The sequence below is a fragment of the Gordonia zhaorongruii genome, from assembly GCF_007559005.1.
GTDB classification, from domain to species: Bacteria; Actinomycetota; Actinomycetes; order Mycobacteriales; family Mycobacteriaceae; genus Gordonia; species Gordonia zhaorongruii.
Genome location: NZ_CP041763.1, coordinates 3,194,492 through 3,210,879 on the forward strand (window position 1 = coordinate 3,194,492; position 16,388 = coordinate 3,210,879).

15 protein-coding genes and 1 pseudogene are annotated in these 16,388 nt (G+C 67.9%); 9 read left to right on the top strand and 7 right to left on the bottom strand.

Annotation, left to right across the window (positions count from 1 at the left end):
* Nucleotides 1–19: 19 nt before the first annotated feature.
* The 4 genes from FO044_RS14765 (at nt 20) to FO044_RS14780 (ending at nt 4,274) form a co-directional block, all read left to right on the top strand.
* On the top strand, nt 20–1,741 hold the full coding sequence (locus FO044_RS14765; RefSeq protein WP_143965930.1) for a TPM domain-containing protein: 1,722 nt from the start codon (nt 20–22) through the stop codon (nt 1,739–1,741).
* A 102-nt stretch (nt 1,742–1,843) separates the two neighbouring features.
* Entirely contained in the window at nt 1,844–2,290 is a 447-nt protein-coding gene (locus tag FO044_RS14770) for a MarR family winged helix-turn-helix transcriptional regulator (RefSeq protein WP_143965931.1), read from the top strand.
* Complete coding sequence (locus tag FO044_RS14775) at nt 2,280–3,533, top strand: MFS transporter (RefSeq protein WP_143965932.1); 1,254 nt, start codon at nt 2,280–2,282, stop codon at nt 3,531–3,533. Before FO044_RS14770 ends, FO044_RS14775 begins: the two co-directional genes overlap by 11 nt.
* 63 nt (nt 3,534–3,596) lie before the next feature.
* On the top strand, nt 3,597–4,274 hold the full coding sequence (locus FO044_RS14780) for an SDR family oxidoreductase (RefSeq protein ID WP_143965933.1): 678 nt from the start codon (nt 3,597–3,599) through the stop codon (nt 4,272–4,274).
* Between the two features lie 50 nt (nt 4,275–4,324).
* Here FO044_RS14780 and FO044_RS14785 read toward each other — a convergent pair whose 3' ends face one another.
* A complete protein-coding gene (locus FO044_RS14785; protein WP_143965934.1) occupies nt 4,325–4,720 on the bottom strand; it encodes a nuclear transport factor 2 family protein in 396 nt (131 codons plus the stop codon).
* 84 nt (nt 4,721–4,804) lie between these two features.
* Between FO044_RS14785 and FO044_RS14790 the strand changes: the two are divergent.
* A pseudogene (locus FO044_RS14790) lies at nt 4,805–5,133 on the top strand (YnfA family protein).
* 22 nt (nt 5,134–5,155) lie between these two features.
* Here FO044_RS14790 and FO044_RS14795 read toward each other — a convergent pair.
* Nucleotides 5,156–6,340 (bottom strand): acyl-CoA dehydrogenase family protein, encoded by a 1,185-nt coding sequence (locus FO044_RS14795; RefSeq protein ID WP_132992600.1) that lies wholly within the window; start codon nt 6,338–6,340, stop codon nt 5,156–5,158.
* A 70-nt stretch (nt 6,341–6,410) separates the two neighbouring features.
* On the opposite strand from FO044_RS14795, the gene FO044_RS14800 reads away from it, so the two are divergent.
* Nucleotides 6,411–7,475, top strand: a complete 1,065-nt coding sequence (locus FO044_RS14800) for a DUF2804 family protein (protein ID WP_244945780.1) — start codon at nt 6,411–6,413, stop codon at nt 7,473–7,475.
* A 13-nt stretch (nt 7,476–7,488) separates the two neighbouring features.
* Here the strand turns inward: FO044_RS14800 and leuS are convergent, their stop codons facing one another.
* Nucleotides 7,489–10,383: a leucine--tRNA ligase gene (gene leuS / locus FO044_RS14805; RefSeq protein ID WP_186290560.1), complete on the bottom strand. Its 2,895-nt coding sequence runs from the start codon at nt 10,381–10,383 to the stop codon at nt 7,489–7,491.
* Nucleotides 10,384–10,546: 163 nt separating this feature from the next.
* Between leuS and FO044_RS14810 the strand changes: the two genes are divergently transcribed.
* Both FO044_RS14810 and FO044_RS14815 read left to right on the top strand, forming a co-directional pair.
* Nucleotides 10,547–11,077, top strand: coding sequence for an SdpI family protein (locus FO044_RS14810; protein ID WP_143965936.1), 531 nt, complete (start codon nt 10,547–10,549; stop codon nt 11,075–11,077).
* Nucleotides 11,078–11,081: 4 nt separating this feature from the next.
* Nucleotides 11,082–12,062 (top strand): bile acid:sodium symporter family protein, encoded by a 981-nt coding sequence (locus FO044_RS14815; protein WP_132992603.1) that lies wholly within the window; start codon nt 11,082–11,084, stop codon nt 12,060–12,062.
* On the opposite strand, the gene FO044_RS14820 is transcribed toward FO044_RS14815, so the two are convergent.
* Nucleotides 12,032–12,664, bottom strand: coding sequence for a DedA family protein (locus FO044_RS14820; RefSeq protein ID WP_132992604.1), 633 nt, complete (start codon nt 12,662–12,664; stop codon nt 12,032–12,034). The two genes, FO044_RS14815 and FO044_RS14820, sit on opposite strands and share 31 nt — an antisense overlap.
* A 22-nt stretch (nt 12,665–12,686) precedes the next feature.
* A complete protein-coding gene (locus tag FO044_RS14825) occupies nt 12,687–13,280 on the bottom strand; it encodes a YqgE/AlgH family protein (RefSeq protein WP_186290561.1) in 594 nt (197 codons plus the stop codon).
* Between the two features lie 120 nt (nt 13,281–13,400).
* On the opposite strand from FO044_RS14825, the gene FO044_RS14830 reads away from it, so the two are divergent.
* Nucleotides 13,401–14,708 carry an MFS transporter gene (locus FO044_RS14830; protein ID WP_143965937.1) on the top strand — a complete coding sequence of 436 codons (1,308 nt, stop codon included), beginning with the start codon at nt 13,401–13,403 and terminating at the stop codon, nt 14,706–14,708.
* Nucleotides 14,709–14,744: 36 nt separating this feature from the next.
* On the opposite strand, the gene FO044_RS14835 is transcribed toward FO044_RS14830, so the two are convergent.
* A complete protein-coding gene (locus tag FO044_RS14835) occupies nt 14,745–15,167 on the bottom strand; it encodes a hypothetical protein (protein WP_143965938.1) in 423 nt (140 codons plus the stop codon).
* Nucleotides 15,168–15,256: 89 nt separating this feature from the next.
* Complete coding sequence (locus FO044_RS14840; protein WP_143965939.1) at nt 15,257–16,348, bottom strand: aminotransferase class V-fold PLP-dependent enzyme; 1,092 nt, start codon at nt 16,346–16,348, stop codon at nt 15,257–15,259.
* Nucleotides 16,349–16,388: the final 40 nt, after the last annotated feature.

A 16,388-nucleotide genomic window follows, 5' to 3' on the forward strand; every position in this document is an offset into this window, starting at 1 on the left:
CAGACGATAGATTGGACGCATGTCGTTCGCCCCCGCCCGGCGATTGCTGGCCGTCCTCATCGCCCTGTTCATCGTCCTCGTCGGATCCCTCGTGTCCGCCGGTTCCGTCGCCGCCAAAGCACCGTTCCGCCTTCCGACGCAGGTGGTGGATCCCGCCGGTGTTCTCGACGATCGGCAGACCGCCCGCGTGCAGGGGGCCGTCGACGACGTCGATGCCGCGCACCAGATCCAGTACTGGGTGGTCTTCGTGAAGAACTTCGACGGCATGGCGCCCGAGGAGTGGACCGAGCAGACCGTCGCGCAGAGCGACCTCGGCGCGCACGACGCGGTCCTGGCCATCGCCACGGACGACCGCTCGTATCGGCTGGTCACACCGTTCGAGATCGAGACTCTCTCGGACGCCGAACTCAGGTCGATCATCGACGACGACCTAGCTCCGCCGCTTCAGCAGGGACGCTTCTCCGATGCCGCGGTCGCCGTCGGCGACGGACTCGAGCAGTACGGCGGCGAGGAGAAGGCCTCGCGTACCGGCTGGATCATCGGTGCGATCGTGGTGGCGCTCATCATCGCCGGGGGCGTCTTCCTCTACCTCCGCAACCGGCGTCGGAGGGACGACGCGGAGGCCCTCGACAACAGTCTGAAGGACGATTCGTTCACCCTCGACCAGCTCGAGCGGCAGCCGCTCGAGGTCCTCGACCCGTGGTCGCGGGAGATCCTCACCGACACCGACCGGGCGATCGCGATCAGCTCCGACGAACTGGCTCTTGCCATCGACGAGTTCGGGGACGACGACACGGAGCCGTTCACTGCGGCGGTCGAGAACGCACGCGACTCGCTGTCGAATTCGTTCATGCTCCGCCAACGGCTCGATGACGGCCTCGTCACCGACCCGGACGAGCATCGCGAGGTGCTCGTGGAGATCATCACCACCTGCTCGGCCGCCGACGCCGCCCTCGATCAGCAGGTGGAGCCCTTCGACGAGATGCGCGATCTGCTTCGCGACTCCGGTAATCGGCTCGATGCCCTGGTGACCCGCACGGAGACCATCCGCGAGCGGATCCCGGCGGTCCAGGACCGACTCGATGAGCTATCGGCCGACCTCGGGGACAACGCATCGCGTGTCGCCGACAACGTGAACCTGGCCGGCGAGCACCTGCAGCTCGCCGCGGACAGCACTGACCAGGGACGCGAGGCCGTCCAGGCAGGAGACCGCCAGGGGTCGGTCGTCGGCTCCATTCGCACTGCCGAGAGCGCGCTCGACCAGGCAGAGAAGCTGCTGGATGCAGTCGAGGCAGCTGCAGCCGCCGACGGCACGCACACCGGCCTGCCCGCCCTGCTGGACAAGCTGCAGGCCGCCGAGGACTACATCGAGACGCGTCGCGGCGTCGTGGGCGCCCTCGCCCGGACACGGCTGTCCGAGGCACGCCGCCTCGCCGACACGGCGGCCGATCAGGAGGCCACCGACCCGGCCGCCTCCCGGGACACCGCCGCACACAGTGCCGACTTGGCGGACGAGGCTCTCGCAGCCGCCCAGTCCGACGTCGCCGAATGGCTCGACTCCCAGCCGACTCCCCCGCACTCCAGCTTCGGCGATCTCGGACCGGTCCTCACCGGCATCCTCGTCGACAGCGTGCTCAACGGATCGCTGCACGACGGCGGCTACAGCCACGACGGCCGCAGCCCGGCGTCGTACGGCGGCTCCTCGAGTTCCGGACGCATCGGCGTCGGCGGACGCTTCTGAGAGTCGCGACGACCCAGCGACAGCTCGCCCGGTGCTGGTGTCTGCCTTCTCACACACTCCTCGACTTTTAGTTAGATTCCCTAAGTATTAGGGTTTCTAATTGTGGCTGAGAACATTCCTCCAGAACTCGCGAGCGACCTGCGTCATTACCTGACGCGCCTCTACCTCGCGCTCCGCAGGCACAGCCCCATCAATGAACTCAGTGCGACTCAGTCGTCCGCACTCGCTACCTTGCTCGATCACGGCCCCATGCGCATGGGCGAACTCGCCGAACGCGAATGCGTCCGCATGCCCACCGCGACCAGCCTCGTCGACGTCCTCACCAGGGACGGTCTCGCCGAGCGGCGCCCCGACCCCGACGACCGTCGCGCCGTCGTGATCTCGCTGACCGATCAAGGACGAGCGCTGATCGCGGACATCCGCGACCGGCGTGACGCCACGGTGACGGCCGCACTCGAACAGCTGACGGCCCCACAGGTGGCCGCCCTCGCCGAGGCAGCTCCCGCACTCCGGGATCTGCAGGCTCGATTGGAGAACAATGACCGCTGATACCCGGCAGCCGAGCGAGCACTCGCTCACCGAGGCGTTCAAAGGACAACCGCGCACGGTGTGGGTCACCGCATTCGCCGCCGTCATCGCATTCATGGGCATCGGGCTCGTCGACCCGATCCTCAACAGCATCGCCGAAGCACTCCACGCACCCCACGAGAAGTTGACGCTGCTGTTCGGCGTGTACATGGGCGTGCAGGTGGTCGCCATGCTGATCACCGGCTGGGCTGCTTACCGATTCGGACCCAAGCGCACGCTCATCTCCGGGCTGACCTGCATCGTCGTCGCGGCAGGCGTGTCTGCCTTCGCCGGCGGCATCGACCAGCTCATCGCGCTTCGCGTGATCTGGGGACTGGGTAACGCGCTCTTCATCGCCACTGCGCTGGCGTTCATCGTCGGTCAGGCGAAGGGCGGCCAGCACGGTGCCATCCTCCTGTACGAGGCCGCCCTCGGCTGCGGCCTGGCGATCGGCCCGTTGCTCGGTGCCGTTCTCGGCGAATGGAGCTGGCGGGCGCCCTTCGCCGGTACCGCGATCCTCATGCTGATCGGCGCGGTCCTGTGCGCGATCATGCTGCCGTCCGACGAGCCTGCCGACCAACGGCAGCCGGTGAACGTCCTCGACCCGATCAAGGCCCTGCGCAACCGTGCCCTGCTGGTCAACTCGATCGGCTCGGCGTTCTACACCGGCGCCCTGTTCACCGTGATCGCCTGGGCGCCGCTCGCGATGGGTCTGCGCCCGATCTACGCCGGCATGATCTTCTTCGGGTGGGGTCTGCTGACCGCGCTCGCCGGCGTGTTCGTGGCCCCCGGCATCGCCCGCGCGATCGGCGACCGGGCCGGAGTCGTCAGCGCCATCACCGTGTACGCACTCATCATGGCCCTCGCCGCGATCGGCGTCGTCGCTGATCAGGTGTGGTTGATCGGCTTCGCCGTCGTGGTGTCGGGCCTGCCCTCCGGCGTGCTGAACACTCTGTTCACCGGGGTCGCGATGTCGGCTGTCGGCGAGCAGACTCCACGCTCGGTGGCATCGGCCGGATACAGTTTTCTGCGCTGGATGGGCGCAGCCGTCTCGGCCATCCTGGTCGCGTATCTGGCCGCATGGTTCGGCGAGTCGGCCCCGTTCTGGTTCGCCGCCGGATACTGCGCTGTCGCAGTCGCGGCACTGGTGGCCGCGAACGGTTCACGCCGTCAACGTCACGACGTAGACGACGACGCCGTGCTGGTCGGTGCCGAGGAGTTCTGACGGTCCCTCGAGCGGCGGTGGTCGTCCATCGGCAGACTCTCCGGTCGCCGGTAAGCTCGTGCCATGCCAACCGCATTGATCACCGGCGCGAGCCGTGGCGTCGGAGCCCAGGTCGCGCGAGCCCTCGCCCCGACGCACGACCTCCTTCTCGGCGGCCGAGGTAGCGCCGAACTCGACTCCCTCGCAATGGAATTCGACGGTGCAGCGACGTTTCAGGCCGATATCACCGACTACGACTCGGTCGAATCAGCCACCGAGGTGATCTCGTCACTCGACGTGCTCGTGCACTGCGCGGGAGTGGCCAGCAGCCTCGAGCACGTCGCAGACACGCCCGTCGACGAGTGGCGCCAGGTGCTGGAGACCAACCTCATCGCCGCCGCCGAGCTGACACGGCTCCTGCTTCCGGCCCTCCGGTCCGCACGAGGGCACGTCGTGTTCCTCAATTCGGGAGCCGGGCTGCGCGTCAATCCGGGCTGGACGGCGTACGCGGCCAGCAAGTTCGGGCTGCGAGCGCTCGCAGACGGCCTGCGCGCCGAGGAGCCGGAGCTGCGCGTCACGTCGATCTTCCCCGGCCGCATCGACACCGAGATGCAGCGCGACATCGTCGCCATCGAGGGCGGCACCTACGACCCCGGCCGGTTCCTGAAGCCCGAGACCGTCGCCGCGGCCGTCGCTCAGGCGATCGCCGCCCCCGGCGACGCGCACCCGGTGGATGTCGTGCTGCGCCCCCGGCCGCGCTAAGAGGGCCGGGCCGCCGCGACCGGACGCCTACAGGTCAGATCTGCCGAGAATCAGAGCTGCTTGAGGTCCGACGACTCCCAGACAGCGCGCATCGACGCGATCTTGCCGTTCTCGTCGAACACCATGATGTCGATCGGCGTGATCTCGAACTTCATCTCGGAATTGCCGGTGACCAGGGTGAACTCGAAGACTGCAGTGTCGCCGGCGATCCTGGTCCACTTCAGCGTCGCGTTCCGCGACTCCATGCCGGTGATGATTCCGTAGAACTCGACGAGTTCGTCACGCGTGCTGCGGACCGGTGCGCCGATCGGATCCTCGACGGTTGCGCCCTCGGCGAAGAGATCCGCCAGATCGTCCGCGGTACCGCTGGTGAGGTGACTGATGTACGCCTCGACGGTCGCCGAGATCTTGTCCGACAGAGTCGATGCTTGCTGGTCAGCGGTCATTACTACTCCCTGAATTGAAACGTGTTCTAGTCGGACACTAGCAGGGGCGCACCGGTGACCGCCGAGTCCTGGCACGATTACCGCATGGTCGTGCGCTCCCTCCTTCTGTTCGCCCTCGCAGCGGTCGCCGAGATCGGCGGCGCGTGGCTCGTCTGGCAGGGAGTCCGCGAGCACCGCGGATGGCTGTGGATCGGCGCGGGTGTCGTCGCGCTGGGCGCGTACGGGTTCGTCGCCACGCTGCAGCCCGACGCCCAGTTCGGGCGAATCCTCGCCGCTTACGGGGAGTGTTCGTCGCCGGATCGCTCCTGTGGGGCATGGCGCTCGACGGCTACCGGCCCGACCGCTGGGATGTGATCGGTGCGTTGATCTGCCTCGTCGGCGTCGCGGTGATCATGTACGTGCCCCGTGGGTGATGCTGGACGATCCGTGCGCGTGTCAGCGCAGTTCGGCGCTGCTCTTGCCGAGGATGCGGCGGGCGATGATCAGCTGCTGAATCTGCTGTGTGCCCTCGAAGATGTCGAGGATCTTGGAGTCGCGAGCCCACTTCTCGAGTAGCTGATTCTCCGAGAACCCCGCGGTCGCGCCGATCTCCACGGCCTTGTTCGTCAACTCGGTGACCGTGCGTCCGGCCTTGGCCTTCGACATCGATGCCTCGACCGAGTTCGGCTCACGGTTGTCGGCCATCCAGGCGGCGCGCAGGGTCAGCATCCAGGACGCCTCCCAGTCAGATTCCAGACGGATGAAATCGGCGACGGCCGTGTGCTGAGCTGCGACGGGACGATCGTAGTCGATCTCGTGGCCTGCCTCTTCGAGCATGCCGGCCACCTCGTCGAGTGCGGCGCGGCCGAGTCCGACCGCCATCGCGGCGACCACCGGGCGGGTGTTGTCGAACGTCTGCATGACGCCGCCGAAGCCCTTTTTCGTGTCGATCTCGGGCGATCCGAGCAGGTTGGCCGCGGGAACGCGTGCGTTCTCGAAGCGGATCACCGCGGTGTCGGACGACTTGATGCCCAGCTTGTGCTCCAGGCGGGCCACGTCGACCCCGTCGGTCGCCATCGGAACCACGAAGCTCTTGATCGCGGCGCGGCCGACGGACTCGTCGAGCGTCGCCCACACGACCACGTGGTCGGCGCGCGAGCCCGCGGTCACGAAGATCTTCTCGCCGTTGATGACGTAGTCGTCGCCGTCGAGTACGGCGGTCGTCGACACCGCCGCCGAGTCGCTGCCGAACGCGGGCTCGGTGATGGCCATCGACGCCCAGACGTCGGCGAAGCGCTCGAGCTGCTCGTCGTCGGCGACGGCCGCGATGGCCGCATTGCCGAGTCCCTGGTAGGGGACCGACAGCATGAGACCGACATCGCCCCAGCTCAGCTCGCGTGCATTGAGAACCGAGCGGAGGTTGACGCCGTTGACGGTCTCGCCCTTGTCGCCCTTATCCGCGGTCTTGTCCCCGCCGCGTGCTTCCTTGGCGATCTTGCCGAGCTCATCGAGTTCGGTCGGGTACTCGTGCTCAGCCTTGTCGTACTTGCGGGAGTTGGGACGGAAGTAGTGCTCCGCCGCGAGACGGGCGCGCTCGACCGTGGAGTTCAGCTTCTCCGGGAGCTCAAGATTGATTGCCATGCCGCTATCTTACTATCGAGTAAGTTTGTTTGTCGAGAGGTCTCGCGCACATCCGCGATACGGTCTGCACGTGAGATCGCACCCGACGTATCCGCCGCCGCGCACCGCGCCGCCGACCGAACTCGTGACCGGCGGGCGATACAACTTCGGCACCTACGACGGACCTGTTCCGTCCATCAACCCGCTGGACGCCGCGGGCGGGGGACTGCTCGGCGCCCCGCGTCGCGCCGTGCGCGATCTGGGCCTCAAGGAATGGGAGGCGTTCCAGCTCGGCGACGACGACTGGTTCGTCCTCGGCGCGGTGTACAACGCGAAGTCGATCGGGCTCCTCCAGGTCCTCGTGGTCGACAAGCACGCCGCGACGATCCGCCGCTTCGAGACCAAGCTGCCCACCCCTTTGCTGTCGGTGGCGCGCGGGCTGTCCGGAACCACATCGCGCGGGGACTTCTCGGGTCTGCGCATCGAGATCGGGAACGACCTCTCGAACGACGCGATCACCGTCGACGCGACGCGCGGCGCCGAAGGCGACTCCCCGTCGCTCTCGCTGCATGCCACCGGTGACGCCCGGAAGAAGTCCGCCGCGCACCTGGTGATCATCCATCCGTTCGGCGACAGCGATGCTCTCTACTCGCACAAGGCGATGATGCCGATGACCGGTTCGCTCGTCCTCGGCGACGACCGCGTCGGCTTCGACGACGACTCCTCGTTCCTGATCCTCGACGATCACCACGGCGACTACCCGCGGCCGATGAAGTACGACTGGGTCACCGCAGCGCGACGCGGGGCGACCGGCCGCATCGAGGGTTTCAACTTGACCGACAACCAGGTTCGCGATCCGGAGACCCACAACGAGAACGCCATCTGGATCGGCGATCGGGTGCACCGGCTGCCACCCGTCGACTTCGAGCGTCCGGACGGGCCGTGGGGACGGTGGAATATCCGGGATGCCGCCGGAGCCGTGGACGTGACGTTCACCCCGACCGTTCAGTCGACCATGCACGTCGGACCCGCCAAGCTCCTCGCCGAGTACTACGCGCCCTACGGCTGGTTCGAGGGCGTCATCCACGGGGAGAGGGCCACTCTCGCCGTCGACGGCTTCTTCGGCGTGGGGGAGCAGAAGCGGATCACGATCTGATCTTCTCCGCCGTTCACGGAACGACGTTCACCATGCGGCCGGGCACGTAGATCACCTTTCGCGGCTCACCGTCGAGGAGCGCCGCGATCTTCTCGTCAGCGAGCGCGGCGGCGACGACCGTCGCTTCGTCGGCGTCGGCCGCCACGTTGATGCGACTGCGCACCTTTCCCTTGACCTGCACCGGAACCTCGACCGAATCCTCGGTCAGGTACTGGTCGTCCACCTCGGGGAACGGCCCGTGCGCCAGCGACCCCTCGTTGCCGAGCCTGCTCCACAGCTCTTCCGCCAGGTGCGGCGCCAGGGGAGCGAGCATCAGCACGACGCGTTCGACGGCGGCGCGCGGCGCGCCGTCCGGGTACGTCTTGGTGAGGTGATTTGTCAGCTCGATCAACTTCGCGACCGCGGTGTTGGTGCGCAGGTTCGCGAAATCGTCGCGGACGCCCTCGGTCGTCTTGTGCGCGGCCTTCAGCGTCTCGGTATCGGGTTCCGCATCGGTGACGCGCGCCGCGCCCGACTCCTCGTCGACGACGAGACGCCACACACGCTGCAGGAAGCGCTGCGAACCGACGACGTCCTTGGTGGCCCACGGACGCGACTGGTCGAGCGGACCCATCGCCATCTCGTAGACGCGGAGGGTGTCGGCACCGTAGTCGGCGCAGATGTCGTCCGGGGTGACGGAGTTCTTGAGCGACTTGCCCATCTTCCCGTACTCCTGCGACACCTCCTCATCGCCGAAGTAGAACTTCCCGTCCCGCTCGACGACCTCGTCAGCCGGCACGTAGACGCCACGCGAATCGGTGTAGGCGTAGGCCTGGATCATGCCCTGGTTGAACAGGCGGCGGTACGGCTCGACACTGGTCACGTAGCCCAGGTCGAACAGCACCTTGTGCCAGAACCGCGAGTAGAGCAGGTGCAGGACCGCGTGCTCCATGCCGCCGATGTACAGGTCCAGTCCGCCCGGATCGTTCTCGCCGTGAACCTCGGGGCGCGGACCCATCCAGTACGCCTCGTTCTCCTTGGCGCAGAGAGTCTCGTCGTTGGTCGGGTCGATGTAGCGAAGCTGGTACCAGGAGCTGCCGGCCCACTGCGGCATGACGTTGGTGTCGCGCGTGTAGGTCTGCACACCGTCGCCCAGATCGAGCTCCACACTCACCCAATCGGTGGCCTTGGCCAGCGGGGGAGACGGCTCGCTGTCGGAGTCGTCGGGATCGAAGGCGACGGGCGCGTAGTCGGCCACCTCCGGCAGTTCGATGGGCAGCATCGACTCGGGCAGCGGGTGCGGGGCACCATCCGCGTCGTACACGATGGGGAACGGCTCGCCCCAGTACCGCTGGCGGGCGAACAGCCAGTCGCGCAGCTTGTACTGGATGGTGCCGGTGCCGGTGCCGTCCGCTTCGAGGCGTTCGGTCATCGCCGCCTTGGCGTCGTCGACGTTCATCCCGTCGAGGAACCCGGAGTTCACGAGCGGACCCTCACCGGTGAAGGCGGCCTCCGCGATGCCCTCTTCCGAACCGATCACCTCGAGCAGCGGCAGCCCGAACGCGTTGGCGAACTCGTAGTCACGGGAGTCGTGCGCGGGCACCGCCATGATGGCGCCGGTGCCGTAGCCGATCAGCACGTAGTCGGCGATGAACACCGGGACCTGAGCGCCGTTGACCGGGTTGGTCGCGAAGGCGCCGGTGAAGACACCGGTCTTCTCCTTGTTCTCCTGACGCTCCAGATCGCTCTTGGCGGCGATCGACGCGCGGTAGTCGGCGACGGCCGTCGCCGGGTCGGCGGCTCCGCCGGTCCAGCGCTCGTCGGTGCCCTCCGGCCAGGAACCGGCGACGATCCGGTCGACCAGCTCGTGCTCGGGCGCCAGCACCATGTAGCTCGCGCCGTACAGCGTGTCGGGGCGAGTGGTGAACACCTCGATGGCTGCGTCCGCACCGGTCACCGCGAAGCTCACCTGTGCACCGCGCGAACGGCCGATCCAGTTCCGCTGCATCGTCTTGACCTTCTCCGGCCAGTCGAGCAGGTCGAGGTCGTCGATGAGGCGATCGGAGTACGCGGTGATCCGCATCATCCACTGGCGCAGGTTCTTCCGGAACACGGGGAAGTTGCCGCGCTCGGAGCGTCCGTCGGCGGTGACCTCCTCGTTCGCCAGCACGGTGCCCAGCCCGGGGCACCAGTTGACCAGCGAGTTGCTCAGGTACACCAGACGATGCGAGTCGAGGACCTCGTTGCGGTCGGCGGGGGACAGGTCGGCCCACGCCCGCCCGTCCTCGAGGGCGCGCGAGCCGGAGGCGAACTCCTCCACCAGCTCGGCGATACGACGGGCCCTGCCCTGGTCGGCGTCGAACCACGAGTTGTAGATCTGCAGGAAGATCCACTGGGTCCAGCGGTAGAACTCGACGTCGGTGGTCGCCACCCGGCGACGCTCGTCATGGCCGAGGCCGAGGCGTCGGATCTGCGCGAGATACCGCTCGATGTTGGCGTCGGTCGTGGTGCGCGGGTGCGTGCCCGTCTGCACCGCGTACTGCTCGGCCGGCAGACCGAACGAGTCGAAGCCCATGGTGTGCAGCACGTTTCGCCCCGACATCCGCTGGTAGCGGGCGAAGACGTCGGTCGCGATGAAGCCGAGCGGGTGCCCGACGTGCAGACCCGCACCCGACGGGTACGGGAACATGTCCTGCACGAACAGCTTGTCGGCGGCGTCGGCCTGCGGGCCCGCGAACCCGCTGAAATCACCGGACAGGGGGCCAACCGGATTGGGTGCGTTGAACGTGCCGTTGGCCGTCCAGTACTCCTGCCACCGGGATTCGATCTCACCCGCGGCGCGGGCCGTGTACCGATGTCCGGGCGCGGACTCGGCGGGGCGGCCCGACACAGGCTCGGAAGGGCGGGGCGAGGAATCAGCGGAAGTCACTCGACCAGGGTAAATCGTTCCTGTTCGGGCCTCAAAAGCGAGTGCGCCGACGACGCGCGGTTCCGGCCGACGGCAGCGCAGGTCGAATGCCTCCGGAGTGACCCGTTGGTCCTACCGGTTCGCGATTCGAAACTGCCTGACCTGGCGACGTACAGTGTTCATCGTGCAACTCCTGTCCATCGTCTCCGCGATCGTCGCGCTGGCCCTCGCTGTGCTGTGGGCGTGCGTCGGCGGTGCCGCGCTCACCGGACGTCTCAAGCGGAACCGCTGGTTCGGCGTCCGGTCGGACCAGACGATGAAATCGGAGGAGGCGTTCGCTCTCGGCAACAAGGTGGCCGCGCCGGGATTCCTCGGCGCCGCGCTGGTGCTGCTGATCGGCGGTGTCCTCGCGTTCGGTGGCCGGTGGGGCTTCGTTCTCGGCTTCGGCGCGGTCCTGGTCGGCCTCGTGATCGTCTCGGTGGTCGCCGGACTCGGCATGCGCATCGCCGCGACCGTGCCCGACGCGGAGGAGTCAGGCGGTTGCGGCTGCTGCTCGGGATCGTCGCACGACGCCGCCGCCGATCACGACGAGGGCGGCTGCGCCGACGACCCCGCGTCGGACTGCGGTGCATCCAGCTGCGGCTCCTGTGCGCTGCAGGGCATGTGCACCACTGAGGCGACCCCGGACGCGAAGACCACCGGCACCGCGCACTGAACCGATGCGGAAGCTCCTGGAGAAATCTCCCATCGACGGCTTCGTGCTGTCGATCCTGCTCGCGGTTGTGGTCGCGGCGTTCCTGCCCGCCGAGGGAGGGGTCGCCGAGGCCCTCGACTGGGTCGTCACCGGCCTGATCGCACTGCTCTTCTTCCTGTACGGCGCGCGGCTGCACCCACGTGAGGCGTTGGAGGGTCTGACCCACTGGCGTCTGCACGGCACGATCCTGACCTTCACCTTCGTCCTGTTCCCGATCATCGGGCTCGGCATCGCACCGTTGCTGGCGCCGTTGATCGGCGATGACCTCGCGCAGGGATTCCTGTATCTGACGCTCGTCCCGTCGACGGTGCAGTCCTCGATCGCATTCACCTCGATCGCCCGCGGAAACGTGGCGGGCGCGATCGTGAGCGCCTCCGCGTCGAACCTGCTCGGTGTGTTCCTCACCCCGCTGCTCGTGGTGCTCGTCATGAGCAATGCATCCGGCGTACACATCACCGGGTCGGCGATTCTCGAGATCCTTCTGCAGATCCTGGTGCCGTTCATCGTCGGGCAGTTGGCTCGACCGCTGGTCACGCCCTTCCTGAAGAAGTACGCGCAACCGACGAAGTACGTGGACCGCGGGTCCATCGTCATGGTCGTCTACGTGGCGTTCAGCGAGGGCGTCGTGTCCGGCATGTGGTCCGTGGTCAGTGCCGTCGACGTGATCATCGTCTGCATCGTCTCCACCGTGTTCGTCGGCGTGATGCTGGCGATCACCGCGTGGGTGCCGAAACGGATGGGGTTCGAACGCGTCGACGTCATCGCCATTCAGTTCTGCGGCACCAAGAAGAGCCTCGCAACCGGCCTGCCGCTGGCCACCGTGCTCTTCGCCGGCCCGGTGGTCAGCTACATCGTGCTGCCGCTGATGATCTTCCACCAGATCCAGCTGGTGATGTGCTCATGGCTCGCGGGTCGCTACGAGAAGTCCGACCCGGTTCTCTCCTGACCGGACCGTGACCGCCGATAGATCAGGAACCCGACCGACGCCAGCCCCACTGCGACCGCCACGTAGAGGGCGACCTCCGCGCCCAGCGTCGCTCCCACCCCGTACGAGACGAGCAGGACGGTCGCCGTCCAACTGACTGCGCCGATCGCGCTGGCCAGGGCGAACCTGGCGAACGGCATTCCGCGCGCCCCGGCGACGAGCGGAATCACGCTGCGCACGAAACCGACCCAGCGCGCCGCGGCGACCACGACGACCGCGTCGTTCGGATTCGGTGTCCGGTGCCTGGCTCGCACGGTGCGCCGCGCGATCCGCTTGCCCATCCGGCTCGCCGCCAACCTCGGCCCGAATCCTCGACCGACCAGGTAGCCGGTCCAGTCACCGAGGATCGCCGCCAGCCCGCAGCCGGCGACGAGTATCCCGATGTTCGGTGGGCCGATGGCGGCCAGCACACCGGCAGCGATGAGCAGGCCCTCACTGGGCAGCACGAGCCCGACCACGATCACCGACGTCTCCAGGTACAGCGCTGCGAAGGCGACCGCGTACACCGCCCCGGCCGGCGCCGCGTCGATCAGCGTCGTCAACCAGTCGGTGATGGATTGCATGCCTGCTGCAACGGCGCGGCCGTCAGTTGTCTTCCGGTCGCATCGGATACGTGGCGAACAGGGGCAGTGGCCACGGCTGTCGTTGCAGCACCCGCTGCCACACGTCCACCGAGGGAGCTGCGAGCAGGTCGGTCGGCAGCCCGGGTGCGACGATCCAGCTGTTCTCGGCCATCTCCTCCTCGAGCTGACCGGACTCCCACCCCGCATAACCGGCGAAGATCCGGACGCCGGACAGAACCTCGGAGAGCTCGTCGGGATCGGCGTCCAGATCGACCATGGCGACCGGACCGCGCACCTGGTGCAGCTTCGGCTGCCTCGCGACATCGATCCCGGTCTTCGCCACGCCCAGGCACAGGGCCGACGACGTACCGACCGGACCGCCGACGTACACGGCACGCGGACTGGCCGCGAGCTCCGCCCAGCGGGGCAGCACGTTGTGGACAGCGGCGTCGCTCCTGCGGTTCACCACCACACCGAGGGTGCCCTGCTCGTCGTGCTCGATGACGTAGACGACGGCCCGCGCGAACGTGGGACCCGACAGGGCGGTCGAGGCGATCAGCAGTGCTCCGGGGGCAACCTCATGCTGCTCGTGAGTGAACTCGCCGCCGGACACCATCTCATCATGACATCACAGGCGGGGGAGCAGGTTGCCGCGCGGCCGCCCGAAGCCTGGTCCGGTGATGTGACGTTCGTCGGTCCATCCGGCCGCAACGGTTCTCGTCGGTAGGATCGACGAGTGAGTTTCTGGGAGCAGGTCAAGTCTCCGGGCCTCCTCCGTCTGCTGGGAGTGCGCGTCCTGAGTCAGCTCAGCGACGGCTCCTTCCAGGCCGCGCTCGCGTTCTCCATTCTCTTCAACCCCGATCGGCACACCGATCCGCTGGCGATCGCCGGCGGGTTCGCCGTGCTGCTGCTGCCGTACTCGGTGCTCGGACCGTTCGCGGGCGCGATGCTCGACCACTGGGATCGCCGCCGGGTCCTCGTCTGGGTGAACGTCCTCCGAGCCCTGGCGATCGTGCTCGTCGCGATCACGATGAGCTCGGACGTTCCCGACACCGCGGTCCTGCTGGCGGCACTGATGGTGACCGGCTGCAGCAGATTCGTGTCGTCGGGCCTGTCGGCCGGACTGCCGCACGTGGCGAAGCCGTCGGTCATCATCGAGATGAACGCCGTCTTCACCACCCTCGGCGCCGGGATGCTGGCGGCGGGTGCCGCCGTATCGACGGTTCTCCGGATGATCTTCGGCGCCGACAACGGGGGATCGGGAGCGACCCTCCTCGCCGGATCCGTGTTCGCCCTCGCCTCCGGCGCGCTCGCGTCCACCTTCGCCGCGAGACGCCTCGGCCCCGAACGCCCGGACGGTGCAGGCCGCTCCGCTCTCTACTCGGTGGGGCACGGGCTCTCGCACGGGGCACGGGCGGTCGCCCGGCACCCGAGCGTCGGCATCGTCCTCAGTGCGATCGGGGTCCACCGGATCGTGTTCGGGATGAACACCCTGATGCTGTTACTGGTGGTGCGCAGCTTCGACATCGGCGGCCCGCTCGGTAAGGACGTCCAGGCGATGAGCGTCATCGGCGGTGTCGTCGCCGTCGGTGCGCTCCTGGCTGCGATCAGCACCCCGTGGGCGGTGCATCGCTTCGGCCGACGGCGGACGGTCGTGACGCTGCTGTGCGTCGGCGCTCTGGCCGAGATCCTCCTGTGGCCGCTCACCGCGTCGACAGTCCTCGTCGCAGCGCTGCTTCTCGGCCTGGTGGGCCAGACCGTCAAACTGTGCGGAGACGTCGCCATGCAGTGCGACATCCCCGACTCGTACCGCGGCCAGGTGTTCGCGGTCCAGGACGCGGTGTTCAACTCCGCGTTCGTCAGCGCGATCTTCGTCGCAGCGCTGATGATCCCCGCCGACGGGTTCTCGGTGCCGCTGATCGTCGCCGGCAGTGTCCTGTATCTCGCCGGTGCCGTGTTCGTGTGGCAGTCCGACCCGGTCGCCGTCGAAGGCCCCTCACGTCATGCGGTCGACCGCGAGGAGCGCATCCTCGACCTGCACTGACGGTCGGTGCGGCACCGGTCACCGGGAACATCCCGATCACGGGCGGGGGACCGGCCGGTGAGTGTCCGCGTATCCGTCCCCATCCGTGTCGGCCAGAACGGTGTCTGCCGTCCCGTCGCCATCGGTGTCGAGAACCGACTCGTGCGGCGTCGTCGTCGGCGCCGGCTCCCCGCGATCGCTGTCCGTCGGCGCACCGGCGACTCGAGCCCAGAGTCCGGATCCGTCATCGACGAAGCCGGACTCGCGTACTCCGTCATCGTCCAGATCGAGAACGGACCTGTCGGCCGCGCCGTCGCCGTCGGAATCCCACATCGCATCGTCGGTGCGATCGTCGCCGTCGAAGTCGAGCGCCACCGCGTCGAGTACACCGTCGCCGTCGAGGTCCAGGTCGGCGGGCGAACGCCACGTCGACAGGTCGTCGTCGCCGGTGCCGAAGCCGTACTCGATGACCGGGTCCATACCGGTAGGACGCCGGCCCGCACGCACGCGTTCCACAGGCAACCGGCGTGTCGGAGGGGCACGTCGGAGGAGCGCGTCGATCGCCCGGTTCAGTAACCCATCGTGCGGATGGTCGTGGCCAGTTCGTCGAGCTGCTCGCGCCGCACGTCCAGGTGCGGGCTCACACGCAGCATCGAGTGCCCCGCCAGCAACGGCGCACGCCAGGAGTCGGCCGCGGTCACCAGGATCCCGGTCTCGAGAAGCTTGTCCCGGGCTGCGGCCACGTCGGCCGCCCCCCACCCGGGTGGAGCCGCGAGGGTGACCAGAGCGGACGGTTCGTCGACCGGCTCCATGACCTCCCAGCTGCCGATGCCGTGCAGCCGTTCACGAGCGATCCGGCCGATCGACGCGAGTTCCCGGAACACCTGCTGTTGACCCAGGTCGAGGATCTCGGACACCGCGGTGCCCAGGCCGAGCTGACCCGCGATGAACGATTCCGACGACTCCACCTCCACCTGCGCGAGCGAATCGGCTCGGACGCCGACGAACCCGACGCCACGCGGACCGGTGAGCCACTTGCGTGAGGTTCCGTACACGACGTCGGCTCCGGTTACCGTCGGCACGTGACCGACCGACTGCGCCATGTCGGCCACCACCGGCACGCTCGCGTGGTGGGCCACCTCGACGATCTCGCGAAGCGGCTGAACCGCGCCGTTCCCCGACCCGATGTGGCAGATGTGGATGAAGTCCGGCTGCTCGAACTGCAGCATGTTCTCGAGCGCGTCCACATCGACGTGACCGTAGACATCCGCCGACGGGAGCACGCGCACCGCGAAGTCCCGACGCTCGAACTCGTCGAGGTTGGGCCCGAACTCGTTCTTCGCGACCCACACGGTGGGCGACAGCGGCAACGTCCAGCTGTTCAGGATCGCGCGCAGTCCGGCCCGCGCGCTGTCGCGGAACGACAGCTCCTCCGGGGTGTGCCCGATGAGCGACCCCAGGTCCCGTCGGCCGCGCTGCAGCGCCTCCGCCTCGTCATCGGCGGCCACGTACGAACCCCGCACGGCCTCTTTCTCCAGGTGCAGGCTGATCGCCTCGATCACGGCCCGTGACGACCGTCCCGCCGATGCCGCATCCAGGTGCGCGATCGACGGCTCCGCCCGAGCTGCATGCCACTTTTCACCGAGTTCGCTGCAGTACATGCCCGCAAATCTACCCTCGTGCACGATCAGATGATCGGGT

Coding starts and splice junctions, on each gene's coding strand:
- FO044_RS14765 (WP_143965930.1), top strand. CDS start 20: ATGTCGTTCGCCCCCGCCCGGCGATTGCTGGCCGTCCTCATCGCCCTG.
- FO044_RS14775 (WP_143965932.1), top strand. CDS start 2,280: ATGACCGCTGATACCCGGCAGCCGAGCGAGCACTCGCTCACCGAGGCG.
- FO044_RS14780 (WP_143965933.1), top strand. CDS start 3,597: ATGCCAACCGCATTGATCACCGGCGCGAGCCGTGGCGTCGGAGCCCAG.
- FO044_RS14785 (WP_143965934.1), bottom strand. CDS start 4,720: ATGACCGCTGACCAGCAAGCATCGACTCTGTCGGACAAGATCTCGGCG.
- FO044_RS14795 (WP_132992600.1), bottom strand. CDS start 6,340: ATGGCAATCAATCTTGAGCTCCCGGAGAAGCTGAACTCCACGGTCGAG.
- FO044_RS14815 (WP_132992603.1), top strand. CDS start 11,082: ATGCGGAAGCTCCTGGAGAAATCTCCCATCGACGGCTTCGTGCTGTCG.
- FO044_RS14820 (WP_132992604.1), bottom strand. CDS start 12,664: ATGCAATCCATCACCGACTGGTTGACGACGCTGATCGACGCGGCGCCG.
- FO044_RS14825 (WP_186290561.1), bottom strand. CDS start 13,280: ATGGTGTCCGGCGGCGAGTTCACTCACGAGCAGCATGAGGTTGCCCCC.
- FO044_RS14835 (WP_143965938.1), bottom strand. CDS start 15,167: ATGGACCCGGTCATCGAGTACGGCTTCGGCACCGGCGACGACGACCTG.
- FO044_RS14840 (WP_143965939.1), bottom strand. CDS start 16,348: ATGTACTGCAGCGAACTCGGTGAAAAGTGGCATGCAGCTCGGGCGGAG.